The following is a 15,424-nucleotide window of genomic DNA, read 5'->3' on the forward strand; positions in this document are numbered from 1 at the left end:
TATGCGTATCGGATTATAAAACAAAATTTTTTATAGAAAGTGCAGGTCCTTTTTTATGTTATTAACTATACTTAACATTATTATCTTTGTGGCCTTTCTCATTCTGTTATATGCAATGACAAGACGACATGTATCATTTCCTAAACGCGTATTCACTGCTTTAGGCATTGGGATTGTATATGGCGTCGTTTTACATTTAATTTATGGGATAGACTCAAGCGTTACGAAGCAAACAACAGATTGGTTTAGCATCGTAGGTGACGGCTACATTGCATTATTACAAATGATTGTTATGCCTCTTATTTTCATTTCAATCGTTTCAGCATTCACAAAAATTAAAATTGGTGAAAAATTCGCGAAAATTGGGATGTATATTTTCATCTTCTTAATTGGTACAGTAGCAATTGCATCTATTATTGGTATCATTTCAGCATTGGTATTTAACTTGGATGCTTCTTCTATCGATTTAGGTCATGCAGAAAGTTCACGTGGTAGTGAAATTGCTAAAGAAGCTAAGGATATGACAGCAAATACGTTACCACAACAAATATTACAATTAATTCCAAGTAATCCATTCTTAGATTTCACAGGTCAACGTACTACTTCTACGATTGCAGTTGTTATATTTGCTGCATTTGTTGGTTTTGCATTTTTACGTGTAATGCGCAAGCAACCAGAAAGTGGTAGCGTCCTTAAACGTGGTATTGACGCACTTTACAACTTAGTTATGGCTATTGTAACTTTCGTATTACGTTTAACACCTTATGGTATTCTTGCAATTATGACTTCAACTATTGCTACAAGTGATTTTGGAGCTATTTGGACATTAGGAAAATTCGTTATTGCTTCATATGTAGCATTAATCGCAATGTATATCATACATTTAATTATTATTTCATTATTAGGATTAAACCCAATTACCTTCATTAAAAAAACGGGCGAAGTATTACTGTTCGCATTTACTTCTCGTTCAAGTGCAGGTACTTTGCCAATTAATGTTCAGACACAGAAAAATAGATTAGGCGTACCTGATGGTATTGCGAATTTCGCTGCATCATTTGGTTTATCTATCGGACAAAATGGTTGTGCTGGTATTTACCCAGCGATGTTAGCAATTATGGTCGCACCTGTAGCACATGTTGAAATCAATCTACAATTTATCTTAACTGTTATCGGAGTTGTAGTTATTAGTTCATTTGGTGTAGCTGGTGTAGGCGGTGGCGCAACATTCGCATCAATCTTAGTGCTTTCTACATTGAACTTGCCAGTCGCATTAGCAGGTGTACTCATCTCAGTAGAACCATTAATCGATATGGGAAGAACTGCATTAAACGTTAATGATTCTATGTTAGCAGGTACAGGTACAGCTAAATTAACAAATCATTTAGACAAAGATGTCTATGATTCAAACGAATATGCAGAAGTAACTGCAAGCAACTAAATGATTAAACATCTTATTTCAATGCAATAAATAAAGTTTATTTATAATACATGTCACATTTTCTCTACCATGCAGTATGCTTGGTAGATGAAAATGTGGCATATTTTTTATATTTAATAAGTATTCTTTCGTGATAACGTGATAATGATTCAACCTCAACATTGATACAGTAAATATAGAAAGGCAGTAACGACATCATTCACAAAAAAAGCACACCTCCAATCTATATAAGGAGATGTGCGCTATATTATTTTTATGGTTCTCCATCAAAATTTGATTGCTGAGACAATATCCTCAACAGTCTAAATTTTTATAGAGCGCATTATTTACTTTAAAATGATTAAACTACGTCATATTCACGTTAGTATTCTTCTGGCTTAAATGGCCCCCACGTCACCTTTTCCTTACTGTCTAATGGCAATGACTCTACAGATCTAGCCACATCATCGAACCACTTTAAAAATGCTGGTTCTTTATCTAACTGTGCTTCAACGCTATCCTCAGTAATATCATGTAAATACCAAGTCTTACTTTCAAATTCAAATTGAATCTGTGAATACGCGATTCGTGACATATTTACACTGTCATATAAACAGTTAACTTGCTTAACTAAATTGGGTGCCTGTGTAATTAAATTTTGTGAAATCGTACGTTTGTAATCTTCGTTATCTAAATCATTCCACATTCTTAACTGTCCATTCATTTGAAAGAAAATATCTATCGTTGATGCTTTATCATCAAAAGAGATTAGAATAAAGACCCTTTCAGCAGTATGTTCGACTGACTTAATTGTTCCAACAACTATTTTTTGTGCCATCTTGACCCAATACGCTTGAGCCTCGTTCGGAGTCAGTTTACTAGAAGAAGAGTAAATGTATCTATCGCTTGAATCTTTCTGCTTATCATCATCATTAGATTTCTTGTGAAATAGCTTTTCAAACATACTCATCTTCTTCAACTCCTTTTTTCCACTCAAGATAATTATTGAGCAAATTTAATACTTCTCTCAATTCACACTAAAATAGTTTGAGTTAGTATTACTTGCGTATAAAGCCTGAACTATTTAAATGATCCAACATATCTAGTCGTTGTTTCGAACTCATAAATTGTGCAATTTGTTCTGACCATGTTTCACTACGTTCACCATTCGTACGTGATTTATAGTAATCACTTACTTCTTGATCATATTTATCAAGCGCTTCTTGTTGCGTTTCTTTGTCTTGGTTATAACGATCTTTATGGAAGACATTTTCAAATGGTAAACGTGGTTTCGGGCTACCATTTTCCCCATCTTCAGGAATGCCTAATGCCATACCAAATAATGGGAAAGTATGATCAGGTAAATTCAATATTTCTCTCACTCGTTCAATATCATTTCTTAATGATCCTAAGTATACGATGCCATAACCCATATCTTCAGCAGTTACTGCAATATTTTGTGCTACTAATGTCGCGTCTACAGTACCAACTAAGAGCCCTTCAGCTGATTCAAATGAAGTAGCCATATCAACCTTTGTATGTTCATCTATAATAGAATGTCTATAATAATCAATTACAAAGACAAACAAATAACCGTTTTCTACCACGTATGGTTGACCAGAAACTTCTTTTAATTCTTCTTTAATTTCAGGATCTTCTACACCAATAATTGAATATGTTTGTAAGTAACTTGACGTTGAAGCGCTTTGCCCTGCTTCAACAAGTTGTTTAATATGTTCTTCTGAAATACGTTCTTTCTTAAAGTTTCTTACTGAATGGTGCTGTTTCACTAAATTATAAACATGTTCAGACATGTCATCCGCTCCTCTTTTGTGTTTTTGTACACATAGCTTAACAGACATAAATATGGATTGCTTATATTCTGTTTACCCCGTTTTCCTATGATTTAAAAGATAATAAATCAATTAATGAAATAATAAGTGATTTATTACCATTAAACGGAACGCTATATATTCGCTTTTTATAACATTTAACGTCTATCTCATTCCATAATTCACTTCCTCCTTTATTTATATAGGTAATTTATAATACGAATACTTATATAAATTTTCATTTTTTGTTCACATTTCCAGTGACTTTCTTTCAACTATGCTGATGCCCTTAATTGAACATTATATAATCACTAAATAAGTGCCTTTCTTTTAATAATCACTTTGCCAACTCATCATTACTCGAGAATAACAACTCAAATGACACAATAGCTTTAAAATGATAATAATCATTACTTTTAGTTCTCAATTTTATATGTTTAGTTGAGAATAACTTGGTTATTTATGAACTATAAGTCTAGTATTAGTAGTGTGAAACACACTGTAAAACGATCTAATCTGACTTAGCCATTTTATATTAAATTCTATTTATATGGCGTTATTTTACTCTTTTCACTTACGAGCTTACATTGTTGACGAAACATATAATAAATGCAATAATGTAAAACATAGAGATTAGAATTATTATAATTAAGTAATCATAACAATCTACTTTTCAGTAATTCTAATCAAATTTTAAGAAAATAATCAGGAGGATGTTTTTATGTCTTTAATCAATAAAGAAATTTTACCATTTACAGCAAATGCTTATGATCCAAAGAAAGATGAGTTCTTCGAAATCTCAGATGAAAACTTAAAAGGTTCATGGAGTGTTGTTTGCTTCTACCCAGCAGACTTCTCATTTGTATGTCCAACTGAATTAGAAGATTTACAAGGACAATATGATAAATTACAAGAATTAGGCGTTAATGTTTATTCAGTATCAACTGATACGCATTTCGTACACAAAGCATGGCATGACCATTCAGATGCAATCAGCAAAATCCAATATGCTATGATTGGTGACCCTTCTCAAACTATCACTCGTAACTTTGATGTATTAGATGAAGAAGCTGGTCTTGCTCAACGTGGTACATTCATCGTTGACCCTGATGGTGTCGTTCAAGCAGCAGAAATCAATGCTGACGGTATCGGTCGTGACGCTAGCACATTAGTACACAAAATTAAAGCAGCACAATACGTGCGTCAACATCCAGGTGAAGTTTGCCCAGCTAAATGGGAAGAAGGTTCAGAAACATTGCAACCTGGTCTTGACTTAGTAGGTAAAATCTAAGGAGGCATTGATTTAAATGCTTGATGATCAACTTAAATCACAATTACAACAATTACTTCAATTAATGGAGGGTGACGTTGTACTCAATGCAAGCATTGGATCAGATGACAAATCTAAGGAATTAAAGCAATTATTAGAAGAAGTCGCTGAAATGTCACCCCGCATTTCAATACAAGAATCAACACTGAAACGTACACCTAGTTTCTCAGTGAACAAACCAACTGAAGAAACTGGCATTACGTTTGCAGGTCTTCCAATGGGACATGAATTTAATTCACTCGTATTAGCATTGTTACAAGTGAGTGGCCGTGCTCCTAAAGAAGAACAAGCAGTTATTGATCAAATCAAAGCATTAGACCGTCCACTACATTTTGAAACTTATATTAGTTTAACTTGTCAAAAATGTCCTGACGTTGTCCAAGCTTTAAACTTGATGAGTTTATTAAATCCTAATATTTCTCATACAATGATTGATGGTGCTATTTTCAGAGAAGAATCTGAAAATATCATGGCTGTACCAGCTATTTTCCTAGATGGCGAAGAATTCGGTAATGGTCGTATGACGATTCAAGATATCTTATCTAGTTTAGGTAGTAAGGCTGACCCAGCAGAGTTTAATGATAAAGATCCATACGATGTCTTAATCATCGGTGGTGGCCCTGCTAGTGGTAGTGCAGCGATTTATACTGCAAGAAAAGGATTGCGTACGGGCATCGTAGCTGACCGCATTGGTGGTCAAGTTAATGATACTGCCGCAATTGAAAACTTCATCACTGTTAAAGAAACCGATGGACCGAAGTTCTCATCTGCGCTAGAAGACCATATCAATCAATATAATGTTGATGTGATGACTGGTATACGCGCAAGTGCAATAGAAAAGACAGACCACGGTATCGATGTTACGTTAGATAATGGCGCACAATTACAAAGTAAAACTGTAATTATTTCAACGGGTGCGCGTTGGCGTAAATTAGAGGTACCAGGTGAAGAAGCATTAATCAATAAAGGCGTTGCATTCTGCCCGCACTGTGATGGTCCTTTATTCGAGAACAAAGACGTAGCCGTTGTCGGCGGTGGTAACTCAGGCGTTGAAGCAGCAATCGATTTAGCAGGTATTGTTAAACACGTTACCTTACTAGAAAGAAATGCAAACTTAAAAGCCGATAAAGTCTTACAAGAACGTCTGACTTCTTTACCAAATGTAACAGTAATCAAGAACGCCCAAACAACAGAAGTTCTTGGAGATGGTGCTGTTACAGGTCTTAAATACCAAGATAAGAATAGTGGCGAAGAACAAACACTTGAATTAGAAGGTATTTTTGTACAAATTGGCTTATTGCCTAACACTGAATGGCTCGACAATTACGTTGAGTTAAACCAAGCTAACGAAATTATGATTGATCGTAAAAATGCGACGAGCATCCCAGGTATCTTTGCCGCTGGTGATGTTACCGATGATCGAAATAAACAAATTATTATTTCAATGGGTGCCGGTGCCAATGCAGCATTAAACGCATTTGATTATATCATTCGACATTAATCATCACCCTATCAATTTTAAATATAAATAAATATAGGAACTAAATCCTATCACAAAAGAGTCGATGGAAATTATAAATTTAATTTTCACCGACTCTTCTTGTTATATACATAAATTATTTTATAAGACTACGCGTATACGTAATGAGTTATGCAGTTGTTGCACTTTAATATACCACTTTATTCATACTATTTCTTTAATGATAAATTCATTCTAGAATCTTCACTTTGTTATAAAGATGGCACATCTTCTTATTTGTTCAAGAGATTGTGCATTTATTATTTCATAGCATATTCAAATAAATAGCACTACATGATACGCTTAAGTTATAATTTTATAAAATGCGTTTAAACATTGAACTTCGTTGTTTATATACGTACCATTATTTTCAAAGGAGCAGTATTAATTTATGAAGAAAAGCATACTATTATCGTTAGTTTTAGTCTTAACTATGATGCTTGCGGCATGTTCAAATAGTGATTCAGAAGATAACGACCACCAACATAGTGAAAGACACGCGCCAAAAAATGTTAAAACACTAACTGAAAAAGATATTTTCCAAACAGATAAAAAGGGCCAAAAAATTAGCGAACAAGAAATGAATGCAGCAATCAAAAAGTATTTAGCTGTCAATTCAGATATTTTGGATAATAAATACTTAATTCAGTATAAATTAGATAAACAATCAAACTCAGATAAAAAAATTACAGATGCACAAGCAAAACGTTTATCAAACTTATCACATTTAGCAGTTAAAAATGATGTACGTTTCGAGAAATTTATCAAGAACAACACACTACCTAAAGGTTATCAAGAAAATGTAGAGCGTATTCACAAATATTTCACTGCCTTAAACAGTACAATTAAAGATGCCGATGAAGCTATCGAAGAATTAGATTATCAACCTCAAAATGAACTCAATGTTGTCGATGTTTCAACAAAATTTGCTGGTGATGTAAACGGGAAACAACAAGATAAAATCAAAAAATTCCTAAAATCAAAAGATTTACCTACAAAAGCAATCGACAAATAATGGCTAAATGGTGACAATCAACTAAATAACATTGTAAGTTATTACTTAAAAAGTAACGATTAACAACGTTGTGTTGGCTGAAAAATGTTTATTGACAGATTAATTACAAAATGATGACAACGGAGATTCCTAGATATACATTGCTTCAAGCCTAAAATATGTATATTTTAACAATCTTCGTTGTCTTATATTCGTAAAAAACCTTACATGATTGTAAGGTTTTTTAATACAATATCCCTTTTTTTCTCAAATAGTAATTTGTTATGATAATGGCAAGTTAGGCAATTAATTATTTAATGAGAAGCACAGCCGATCGTATTAAAAATTGGGAGGTTCCATAATTATGATTTTAACTATCTTATTTGGAGCAATGGCTGCTGTCTTCATAGCTTATTATCTCTTTGAGAAACAAGAAAAATATGGTGTTATATCATTTAAATCAATTGCACTAAGCATTACTTATGTCATACTTGCTGTAATAGTTGGTAGTTTTTTAGACAATATAAACACGATATTCCAAGGATTTCATGAAAGCTTAACAGCAGCTAAAAAATATTAAACACTCTGGCACATAAATTCCAGAAAAATAGCACTTAGATAATTCAATTTATCTGAGTGCTTCTTTTTATTCATATTACGAATTATTGGCTCGCTTTCCTTTGGGACAACTCAGCTTATAATTGTCAGCTCGTCCTATCCCCTAAGGAAACAGCTCATCAGAACAACCCCTTCCCTCATTTGGAAAATTAGAAAGGGATATACCCATACTTTCTGTATAACATTATTTAATATCTAAGACATAAGGCACACAGTTCTCTACTTTTGTATCAACGGCACTCTCTTTAGATTCATAACCAAAATAAACAAGGATACAACGAATAACGACTTGATGTGCCACAATAGCAATATTATCATCTTGCGCTTGTACCTCATTTTTGAAAAACTGTTCCACTCTATATAAGACATCAGCATAACTTTCACCTTCTGGCGCCTTTTGACTAAAGCTATGGCGGAAATATTTATATGCTTCATCATTAAAATATTGCGCAAATTCTGTCGATTGTTCTAATTCATCAACCATTTCTCCTTCAAATTTTCCTAATGAACGCTCTCTCAATAAAGGCGTTTCCGTTTTAGGCACTTTATCATTAGGAAATATACCTTGAGCCGTTTGTTTAGTTCTCGTCAAATCAGAAAAGTATACATGATCAATCTCTTTATCTGCAAAATACGTTTGTAAATCAACAGCAGATTGTTCACCCTTTTCCGTTAATGGCACATCCATTTGACCACAAAAGTAATGATTACCGTTCTTCTTATCATAATTAGATTGTGATTCTCCATGTCTTATTAAATATATTTTCATATTTCTACTCCTCCATTTTCAATATATTATTCTATTGTCACATTTAACCGATTTAAAACTAACAGAATTGTAATATTACTTCCAAACACTATATTTAGTCTTATATTCTTGATAATCTTTAACACGAGGTGAAATTAAATGGAAAAAATTAGCAGTAATCACTATAAATCTGCACCCCAAGGAAATCATGTCTTAGCATCTATCAGTTATTTTAGTTTATTTTTTGCTCCTATCATAGTTCCTATTATTGTTTGGATTTTTGCAGATAAGCCAACTTCACAACATGCATCTAAGTCTCTTGTTTATCATATCATTACGTATTTAGGCCCAATCATTGCATTATTAACTGGTTCATTTGGGATATCATTAATGCAAAATGAAACTAATAATTGGATCACTATTATTGTGATAATCATTGCGTGCCTACTGGCATTTGCGACAGTGTGGTATACTATTAAAAATGTATATAGAGGTGTAAGTGTACTAACTTCTGAATCAAGCTTTTTTAATCCTTAAATTGAAAATCATTTCAAATAAACTTTGTAATTAACTAAATTTGACAATATTTAAAACTTTAAAAATCATTATATACGAATCCTTTAATATCTATTATGATGAACAAAAGGAGACGGATTATAATGAAAAATAAACTTACTTTAGCTTTAATAAGTGTACTCGTTATCATCGGAATTGTCGTGACGATTACTATGGTCGTTTCAAGTCAGAAAAGCACATACTACGGTTATATGAAAAATAGTAACACAGCTGAAAAGGTTGTAAGTGAAAAAGATGGCCTTGTAACACATAATGTAAAGCTAAAAACGAATAGCGATTTCAAACCTAAGAAAGGCGATTTTGTTAAACTCGTTTCAAAAGATGATGGCAAGACATTTTACAAAATGCAAGTCGTAAAGCACGATGATATTCCTCATGGTCTAATGATGAAGATTCACGAGATGGATATGAAAATGTAAATATTAAAAAGAACCAATAGCTCATAATACGTCTACAACATACTGTTGGAATTCAACAATGTTTAGTTACGTTGTGCTTAGATATTGGTTCTTTTTTATTTAACTTATTAGTTTGTTGATTGTTTTTTCTTATCTTTCATATACAATAACAATTCAATAATAAAGACAATAATAAGTGAAAAGCCAAATAATGGCATTAAAATTCCTAAAATAATTAATAATACAATTACTGGTAATGACATTGGCTTTTTAACTCTATGAGGCACTTTAACCGCCTTTCCTTTCAAACGCTTGATCCATGAAGTAAATCCAAAGCCAATAGCTACTAGTAATGCAAGACAAACCAATAGATTAATCACTTTATTAGCAACACCAAATAAGTGTCCTTCATGCAAAGGAATTCCCCAAGTAAACCATTTACCAATAATACCATATTCTTGATATTTCACTTGTCCTAAGTCTTTGCCATTATATTGATCCATATATAATGTTTTTTCATCATATGGAGAAACATCTAGACCTGTAACACCTGTATTACTCCCCTTAGAAATAGTGAATGTACCTTCTACGCTTGATGGATAAACGATTGAAAAAGGTTTGTTAAAACCATCATTTTCAGCATTTTTGATTACTTTATCTAAAGAAATTTGATGCTTCAAATCTGTTTGTGGCATAGCACCTCCACCATGATGTGCTGCATGCTCACCAGATGCTGGTTGTTTGTTACTTCTTGTCGCCCAAGGAATTTCATTGACATCTGACTTAGGTGGATTAATTGCCAATTCAGATTGACCTAAACTACCCGAATTATTCATAACATCTGCAATTTTAGCTCCCATAAAGCCTGACCATGGCAAACCAGTCAAGACAAGTACAAATATAGGTATTGCAATAATTACGCCAATAATGCCGTGCCATTTTTGAAACTTTAATTGTTTACTTTTAGTACTAATGAGTTTTTTCTTAATTAATAAATAAGTCCCCGAGATAATCATAAAGATCGTCCAACATGCTGTTAATTCAACTAAATAATTAATAATAGTATTCTCTGTAAATAAAGAACTATGTATATTTCTAAGGACATTCGCGTATGTATGTTTGGCATTCTGATCAGCAACAATTTGATTATTATGATCTAGAAAGACATATCTTTGGTTACCTGCCATATCATCTAATGTAATTCTCTTATTATAAGGTTCGTCTAGTATACTAACCTTACTAACATAAAAGCCATCGAATTTTTTCTCCACATCATCAATAGCTTGATTCATAGATTGATGTGTCTTATTCGAACTATCTCCGAAAAATTCAGTTTTATAAATATTATTTTCAACTTCTTGATAAAATAAATAACCAATGCCTGATATCGTCAAGGTAATCAGCAATGGTGTTATAAATAATGCCGCGTAAAAGTGCAATCTTTGTAGTGGATTAAATGTATTCTTCAACCTATTACCCCCTCTCTTTCAACATTATAAATAACTATGAAAATTAATATGTAGATAAATTGTGACTTTTTAATAATATAGTGCTTTATTTTTTATAATTAAATTATTTCATTTTCAGTTTACCACTAGCAAATATAAAAATAGACTAAGCGGTCCATACTTTGACTTACAAAGATCGACTACTTAGTCACATAATTAATAATATATAACAATGATTAACTACTTTTACTAAATAATAAATTGATTGATAACGTGATTAATATAGCACCTACCGCATAATCAAATATAGCTTTTACTTTTCTGTTGTTAAATAATAATTTAATATATTGAAAAATATATACACAGAAAATAAACCACACCAATATAACTGTAGTCACTATTGCTGATAAAATGGCAATTTGTGTAGAAACACCATCACCAGCCGTAATAAACTGCGGCAAAATACTTATGTAATATAATAAAGCTTTCGGATTTAATAATGTACTTAAAAATCCTTGTCGATAAGAGTTTAAATAGCTAATTTGTTTAGCTTGCATATGATCCTGGGAGAAGTCCATCCCTTGCCTTGCAGTTATAATACTTTTAATACCTAAATAAATTAAATAACATGCACCAAGTACCTTAATAACTAAAAATACATAATACATATTCGCTAAGATAAAAATAATTCCAAACACTGCTAATAAAGAATAACATACATGTGCACTCGTTATACCTAATGCTGCCATTGCGCCATTTCCTTTACCTGATGTAATAGAATTCTTCATTACTACAAAGAAATCAGGACCAGGAACAATAATGATCATTAGTGTGATGGTTATAAATGCTGCGAGTCCTTCCATCATATACACCTCCTATTCATTTATCCTATCAATCAACCCATACTGGTGCAATAGTATCTGAAAAATCATGCTGAAATCAATTATATTTTCAAAAAGTTGAATAAAATTAATTAAAAAAATTGTAGCGTTTACATTGTGTATTTGTTTAAAACTTGATATATTATAAGTGTAGTTGGGAACCGACTACTAGTCTTTTATATTCATGAACATATTACTCTAAAAGCGATGCCTTAAGGCGTCGCTTTTTCCTATTTTGATAGCCTTTTTATATCTTATTAACTATCTTAACTTAATAATTTTAATCCTACAGTACTTGCAAGAATTACCACAATACATAATATTCGCTTTATATCCTTAGACTCTTTATAAAATATCATCCCCAACAAAGTTCCACCTACAGCACCTATTCCAGTCCATACAGCATATGCTGTACTCATAGGTAACTCACTCATCGCTACTGAAAGTAGAATAAAACTTAATATAAATGTTACACACATCATTAATAAGTTAACTTTCTTACGATAACTGACATAAGCATTCAAAAAATTAATACCTAACATTTCAAATATCCCAGCAAAAACTAAAATAATCCACATCATTATACTTCCTCTCCTTTATTTGTTGTAACCAACTTCAATCCAATTACGCCAAGTAATAAAGTGAAAATTAGAATCACTTTTCCAATATTCAAACCATGCGCAAACACTAAAACGTCAAATATCGTAACACCTGTTGTTCCTAATCCCACAAATACTGCATATGCCGTACCAACAGGCAAACTTTTGGACGCATTGATTAATAGATAAAAACTCAGCACAATAGCAATTGCAGTCAATAACCACTCAATTGCTGACGATGCATGCGTTAAACCAACAACCCAACCTACCTCAAACATAGCTGCAATAACAATCTTAATCCAATTCATCTCAATTCCTCCTTAAATAAATAAAAAAAGCCTGGGAAACAGTAAAAATTACTATCTCCCAGGCTTTTATCCTTCCGTGTCACACTTAAAATGTGGCTTTCTCTCGGACCAGACCAATTGTAATTACATTGCGGAACCCTAGAAAGCTATTATTAAATTTCATTATATCTTAGCAAATAGTTATTTATAATTCAACCTAGTATCATCCAATTTCATACATTATAATTATTTTAATTTAATGAAAGCGTTTCACGCACTTTACATACTCTAGATTAAAATTATTTTAATTTATTTAAGCAAAACTCTCTACATTTTGTACTTTTTCATGTATAATAAGAGTTACATTATAATAATTCTAATTTAAGTGATGATTGTATTAGTTTTCTACTTCAAATTCAATTTATCAATTAGAATTATAAAATTTAGAGAAAGAGGGAATTAATATGCAACTATTAAATTATAAAATGCACAATGACGAACTTGTCGCTACGGTATTATCAGATAAAAAACAACTTTTTAAATATAGTTTCGATGTGACTACACCTGAATATGAAATTTTGGATGTTTTAGAAGAAATAAATGAGCATGTAGATAACGGTCAACATCCATTAGGTTGCTCTTTATTGAAAACATTCACATATGAGGACGTGAGTCGTCACCATGCCTTATCATAATCATAAAGTTATTTATCCAAGATGAGTATTGCTGTAAATCTTACACAGTATACTCATCTTTTAATTTTTGATTTTGATAAATCGCCATGCCAGTTTTCAATTTTCTGAAGCCCATTTTCTCATATAAAACTTCATTACCTGTAGTAGAAATTAAATGCACACATGACAATTCCCCTAGATGTTCAAGCATCAGATTAATCATTGCTTTACCTATCCCTTGCTGTTGATAATCTATATGAACCACTAAATCATATATCGCTGCATTGAACACACCATCTGACAATGCACGTATAAATCCAACTACTTTAGCATCTTTTTTTGCGATAATAACATGTGTACTAATATTAAATATTTTGATAATATCTTCTTGCGAATGCCCTTCCCAACCATTAGAATGGTATACCTCCATCATATCTTCCACATCATTTATATTAAATTGATATTCGTATTGCAATACCATATCAAACAACCACCTTATCCTTACATTTGAATCAAATACACATTTCACATTATTTAAAATTGACATTATAAATTTATTATTTAATGACTATGCATTGATTAATAACAGTTTAACATGGTTAATAAAAAATTCCTGTTAAAATCACTACAGTAAAACTGATTCAGAAGCACTTTTTTATATGTAAACCTTTAATAAGTTATCTATATATTTTAACGGGTACATGTATAATAAATAGCCTTGCTCTCACCTATGCAGTAAGGAGGGATATCAATGTTATATTTTGCTATTCTATTGATCATTATTGGTGTCGTATTATTAATCATTAATAAATTAACACCTAAGCGCAAAGATGTGAGTAAGAAACAAAGTTATATTAGTTTTGGCGTTATTTGTTTGATTGTCGGCGTATTCTGGCTTATTGGTGCTATCATCAAAATGAACCTCTAATAGGATTAATTATTTATATTTAAAAAATCAGGAGTTTCTGTAGAATGACCTTCCGTATTTTCATACATTGATCAATTCTGCTCAACTCCTGATTCATATTTAACTATAACAGTGCTGCTCTAATTTTCACATTATACTCTAGATATGCCTTCAAACAACTTAACATATAGACCCAGCCCTCTTTTTGTCCTAACAATTGCTCTACTTCAGTTTTGTCAAAATCTTGTTCAATTGTAGTCACAATAACGCCGTTGTCATTTTCCTCAAAATGTATGTCGACAGGATGATTTCCCCACGTAAACTGAATTAAGCGATTTTCTTCCATATGAACAATCTCAATATCTAATTCTGCATTATATTCAGCATATTTTAGTGTAATAGTTTTTCCTGTTTCCCATCTTTCAGAACTATGAGAAAACCAAAATCCTGAGATTTCCTCCGGATTAACAAATGCTTCATAAGCTTTATTGGCTGGAACATTGATTTGCATCTGAGTTTGAATATCCATATATCCACTATCCCTTCTTTATTTCTAACTATATTTAAGTTAAACTATTTTGCTTCTTTATAAAAGTGACAATATATTAATAAATCTACCCTCATAATATTTTGTAAAACTGAACTAATTTTATATACTAATTTGTAATTACAACTATATATTTTAGGAGATGATTTATATGTTAAAAAGATTAGATGAAGTAATGATTTATGTTTACGATCATGATAAAGTGATGCAGTTTTGGACTGAACACTTGAATTTCACCGTTTCAGAAGACACAGCAGAGATGGGCATGCGTGTAGTTAAATTATTACCACAAGATCAAGCAGAAACTGCTATTGTCCTCCAAGACAAGAAAAAGGTTGATGAAATGGATATGGGCGTAAGTACTGCAACTCCATCACTGATATTTGCAACTACACAATTCGACGAACTGTATCAACACTTAAATGATAATGCTATTACAGTCGGCGATATTATGACTTTACCAATGGGTAGAGTGTTTAACTTTGCTGATCCAGAAGATAATTATTTTGCGGTAAAAGAAGTTAAATAATACACTTTAGGATATCTATAAACTGTATTATTCTTAAACACATACTTCTCAATATAATAATCGATTTAACCTAACTGTAAACAAATAACAATATCTTATTATAATTGTATTTGTTAT

The 15,424-nt window shown here is 31.9% G+C and carries 19 protein-coding genes and 1 riboswitch; of the genes, 10 read left to right on the top strand and 9 right to left on the bottom strand.

The window, feature by feature from the left end; translation table 11 throughout:
* Positions 1–55 precede the first annotated feature (55 nt).
* A complete protein-coding gene (locus ACF91D_RS13175; protein ID WP_042737599.1) occupies positions 56–1,441 on the top strand; it encodes an L-cystine transporter in 1,386 nt (461 codons plus the stop codon).
* Positions 1,442–1,802: 361 nt separating this feature from the next.
* On the opposite strand, the gene ACF91D_RS13180 is transcribed toward ACF91D_RS13175, so the two are convergent.
* Positions 1,803–2,390 (bottom strand): hypothetical protein, encoded by a 588-nt coding sequence (locus ACF91D_RS13180; protein ID WP_107511728.1) that lies wholly within the window; start codon positions 2,388–2,390, stop codon positions 1,803–1,805.
* An 88-nt stretch (positions 2,391–2,478) separates the two neighbouring features.
* Positions 2,479–3,234, bottom strand: a complete 756-nt coding sequence (gene nfsA / locus ACF91D_RS13185; RefSeq protein WP_107589720.1) for an oxygen-insensitive NADPH nitroreductase — start codon at positions 3,232–3,234, stop codon at positions 2,479–2,481.
* A gap of 739 nt (positions 3,235–3,973) precedes the next feature.
* Between nfsA and ahpC the strand changes: the two genes are divergently transcribed.
* The 4 genes from ahpC to ACF91D_RS13205 all read left to right on the top strand — a co-directional run bounded on the left by ahpC (position 3,974) and on the right by ACF91D_RS13205 (position 7,675).
* Positions 3,974–4,543, top strand: coding sequence for an alkyl hydroperoxide reductase subunit C (gene ahpC / locus ACF91D_RS13190; RefSeq protein WP_042737601.1), 570 nt, complete (start codon positions 3,974–3,976; stop codon positions 4,541–4,543).
* Positions 4,544–4,559: 16 nt separating this feature from the next.
* The gene (gene ahpF / locus ACF91D_RS13195) at positions 4,560–6,083 is read left to right on the top strand and encodes an alkyl hydroperoxide reductase subunit F (RefSeq protein ID WP_107511726.1); all 1,524 of its coding nucleotides are present in this window, start codon (positions 4,560–4,562) and stop codon (positions 6,081–6,083) included.
* Positions 6,084–6,492: 409 nt separating this feature from the next.
* Positions 6,493–7,116: an NDxxF motif lipoprotein gene (locus ACF91D_RS13200; protein ID WP_042737603.1), complete on the top strand. Its 624-nt coding sequence runs from the start codon at positions 6,493–6,495 to the stop codon at positions 7,114–7,116.
* 343 nt (positions 7,117–7,459) lie between these two features.
* Positions 7,460–7,675: a hypothetical protein gene (locus tag ACF91D_RS13205; RefSeq protein ID WP_042737604.1), complete on the top strand. Its 216-nt coding sequence runs from the start codon at positions 7,460–7,462 to the stop codon at positions 7,673–7,675.
* Positions 7,676–7,897: 222 nt separating this feature from the next.
* Here the strand turns inward: ACF91D_RS13205 and ACF91D_RS13210 are convergent, their stop codons facing one another.
* A complete protein-coding gene (locus ACF91D_RS13210) occupies positions 7,898–8,482 on the bottom strand; it encodes a histidine phosphatase family protein (RefSeq protein ID WP_107527883.1) in 585 nt (194 codons plus the stop codon).
* A gap of 138 nt (positions 8,483–8,620) precedes the next feature.
* Here ACF91D_RS13210 and ACF91D_RS13215 point away from each other — a divergent pair, with 138 nt between their 5' ends.
* Both ACF91D_RS13215 and ACF91D_RS13220 read left to right on the top strand, forming a co-directional pair.
* On the top strand, positions 8,621–8,998 hold the full coding sequence (locus tag ACF91D_RS13215) for a DUF4870 domain-containing protein (RefSeq protein ID WP_107589721.1): 378 nt from the start codon (positions 8,621–8,623) through the stop codon (positions 8,996–8,998).
* A gap of 122 nt (positions 8,999–9,120) precedes the next feature.
* On the top strand, positions 9,121–9,456 hold the full coding sequence (locus ACF91D_RS13220) for a DUF4889 domain-containing protein (RefSeq protein ID WP_042737607.1): 336 nt from the start codon (positions 9,121–9,123) through the stop codon (positions 9,454–9,456).
* A 107-nt stretch (positions 9,457–9,563) separates the two neighbouring features.
* Here the strand turns inward: ACF91D_RS13220 and ACF91D_RS13225 are convergent, their stop codons facing one another.
* From ACF91D_RS13225 to ACF91D_RS13240, 4 genes are all read right to left on the bottom strand, one after another.
* Positions 9,564–10,904: a PepSY-associated TM helix domain-containing protein gene (locus ACF91D_RS13225; protein WP_107589722.1), complete on the bottom strand. Its 1,341-nt coding sequence runs from the start codon at positions 10,902–10,904 to the stop codon at positions 9,564–9,566.
* Between the two features lie 215 nt (positions 10,905–11,119).
* Positions 11,120–11,746: a LysE family translocator gene (locus tag ACF91D_RS13230; protein ID WP_042737609.1), complete on the bottom strand. Its 627-nt coding sequence runs from the start codon at positions 11,744–11,746 to the stop codon at positions 11,120–11,122.
* A gap of 284 nt (positions 11,747–12,030) precedes the next feature.
* Positions 12,031–12,345: a DMT family transporter gene (locus tag ACF91D_RS13235; protein WP_042737610.1), complete on the bottom strand. Its 315-nt coding sequence runs from the start codon at positions 12,343–12,345 to the stop codon at positions 12,031–12,033.
* Positions 12,345–12,671, bottom strand: a complete 327-nt coding sequence (locus ACF91D_RS13240; RefSeq protein WP_107589723.1) for a DMT family transporter — start codon at positions 12,669–12,671, stop codon at positions 12,345–12,347. Before ACF91D_RS13240 ends, ACF91D_RS13235 begins: the two co-directional genes overlap by 1 nt.
* Positions 12,672–12,724: 53 nt before the next feature.
* A riboswitch (guanidine-I (ykkC/yxkD leader) is annotated at positions 12,725–12,824 on the bottom strand.
* 290 nt (positions 12,825–13,114) lie between these two features.
* Here ACF91D_RS13240 and ACF91D_RS13245 point away from each other — a divergent pair.
* On the top strand, positions 13,115–13,345 hold the full coding sequence (locus ACF91D_RS13245; RefSeq protein ID WP_042737612.1) for a hypothetical protein: 231 nt from the start codon (positions 13,115–13,117) through the stop codon (positions 13,343–13,345).
* 40 nt (positions 13,346–13,385) lie between these two features.
* Here the strand turns inward: ACF91D_RS13245 and ACF91D_RS13250 are convergent, their stop codons facing one another.
* Entirely contained in the window at positions 13,386–13,805 is a 420-nt protein-coding gene (locus ACF91D_RS13250) for a GNAT family N-acetyltransferase (RefSeq protein WP_107589724.1), read from the bottom strand.
* 270 nt (positions 13,806–14,075) lie between these two features.
* Between ACF91D_RS13250 and ACF91D_RS13255 the strand changes: the two genes are divergently transcribed.
* Positions 14,076–14,252: a hypothetical protein gene (locus tag ACF91D_RS13255; protein WP_182475059.1), complete on the top strand. Its 177-nt coding sequence runs from the start codon at positions 14,076–14,078 to the stop codon at positions 14,250–14,252.
* A 103-nt stretch (positions 14,253–14,355) separates the two neighbouring features.
* On the opposite strand, the gene ACF91D_RS13260 is transcribed toward ACF91D_RS13255, so the two are convergent.
* The gene (locus ACF91D_RS13260; RefSeq protein WP_107589725.1) at positions 14,356–14,760 is read right to left on the bottom strand and encodes an SRPBCC domain-containing protein; all 405 of its coding nucleotides are present in this window, start codon (positions 14,758–14,760) and stop codon (positions 14,356–14,358) included.
* A gap of 169 nt (positions 14,761–14,929) precedes the next feature.
* Here ACF91D_RS13260 and ACF91D_RS13265 point away from each other — a divergent pair, with 169 nt between their 5' ends.
* Entirely contained in the window at positions 14,930–15,307 is a 378-nt protein-coding gene (locus tag ACF91D_RS13265; RefSeq protein ID WP_107589726.1) for a VOC family protein, read from the top strand.
* Positions 15,308–15,424: the final 117 nt, after the last annotated feature.

This window comes from Staphylococcus sp. 231237_7MaSpsaltlick (genome assembly GCF_043107035.1).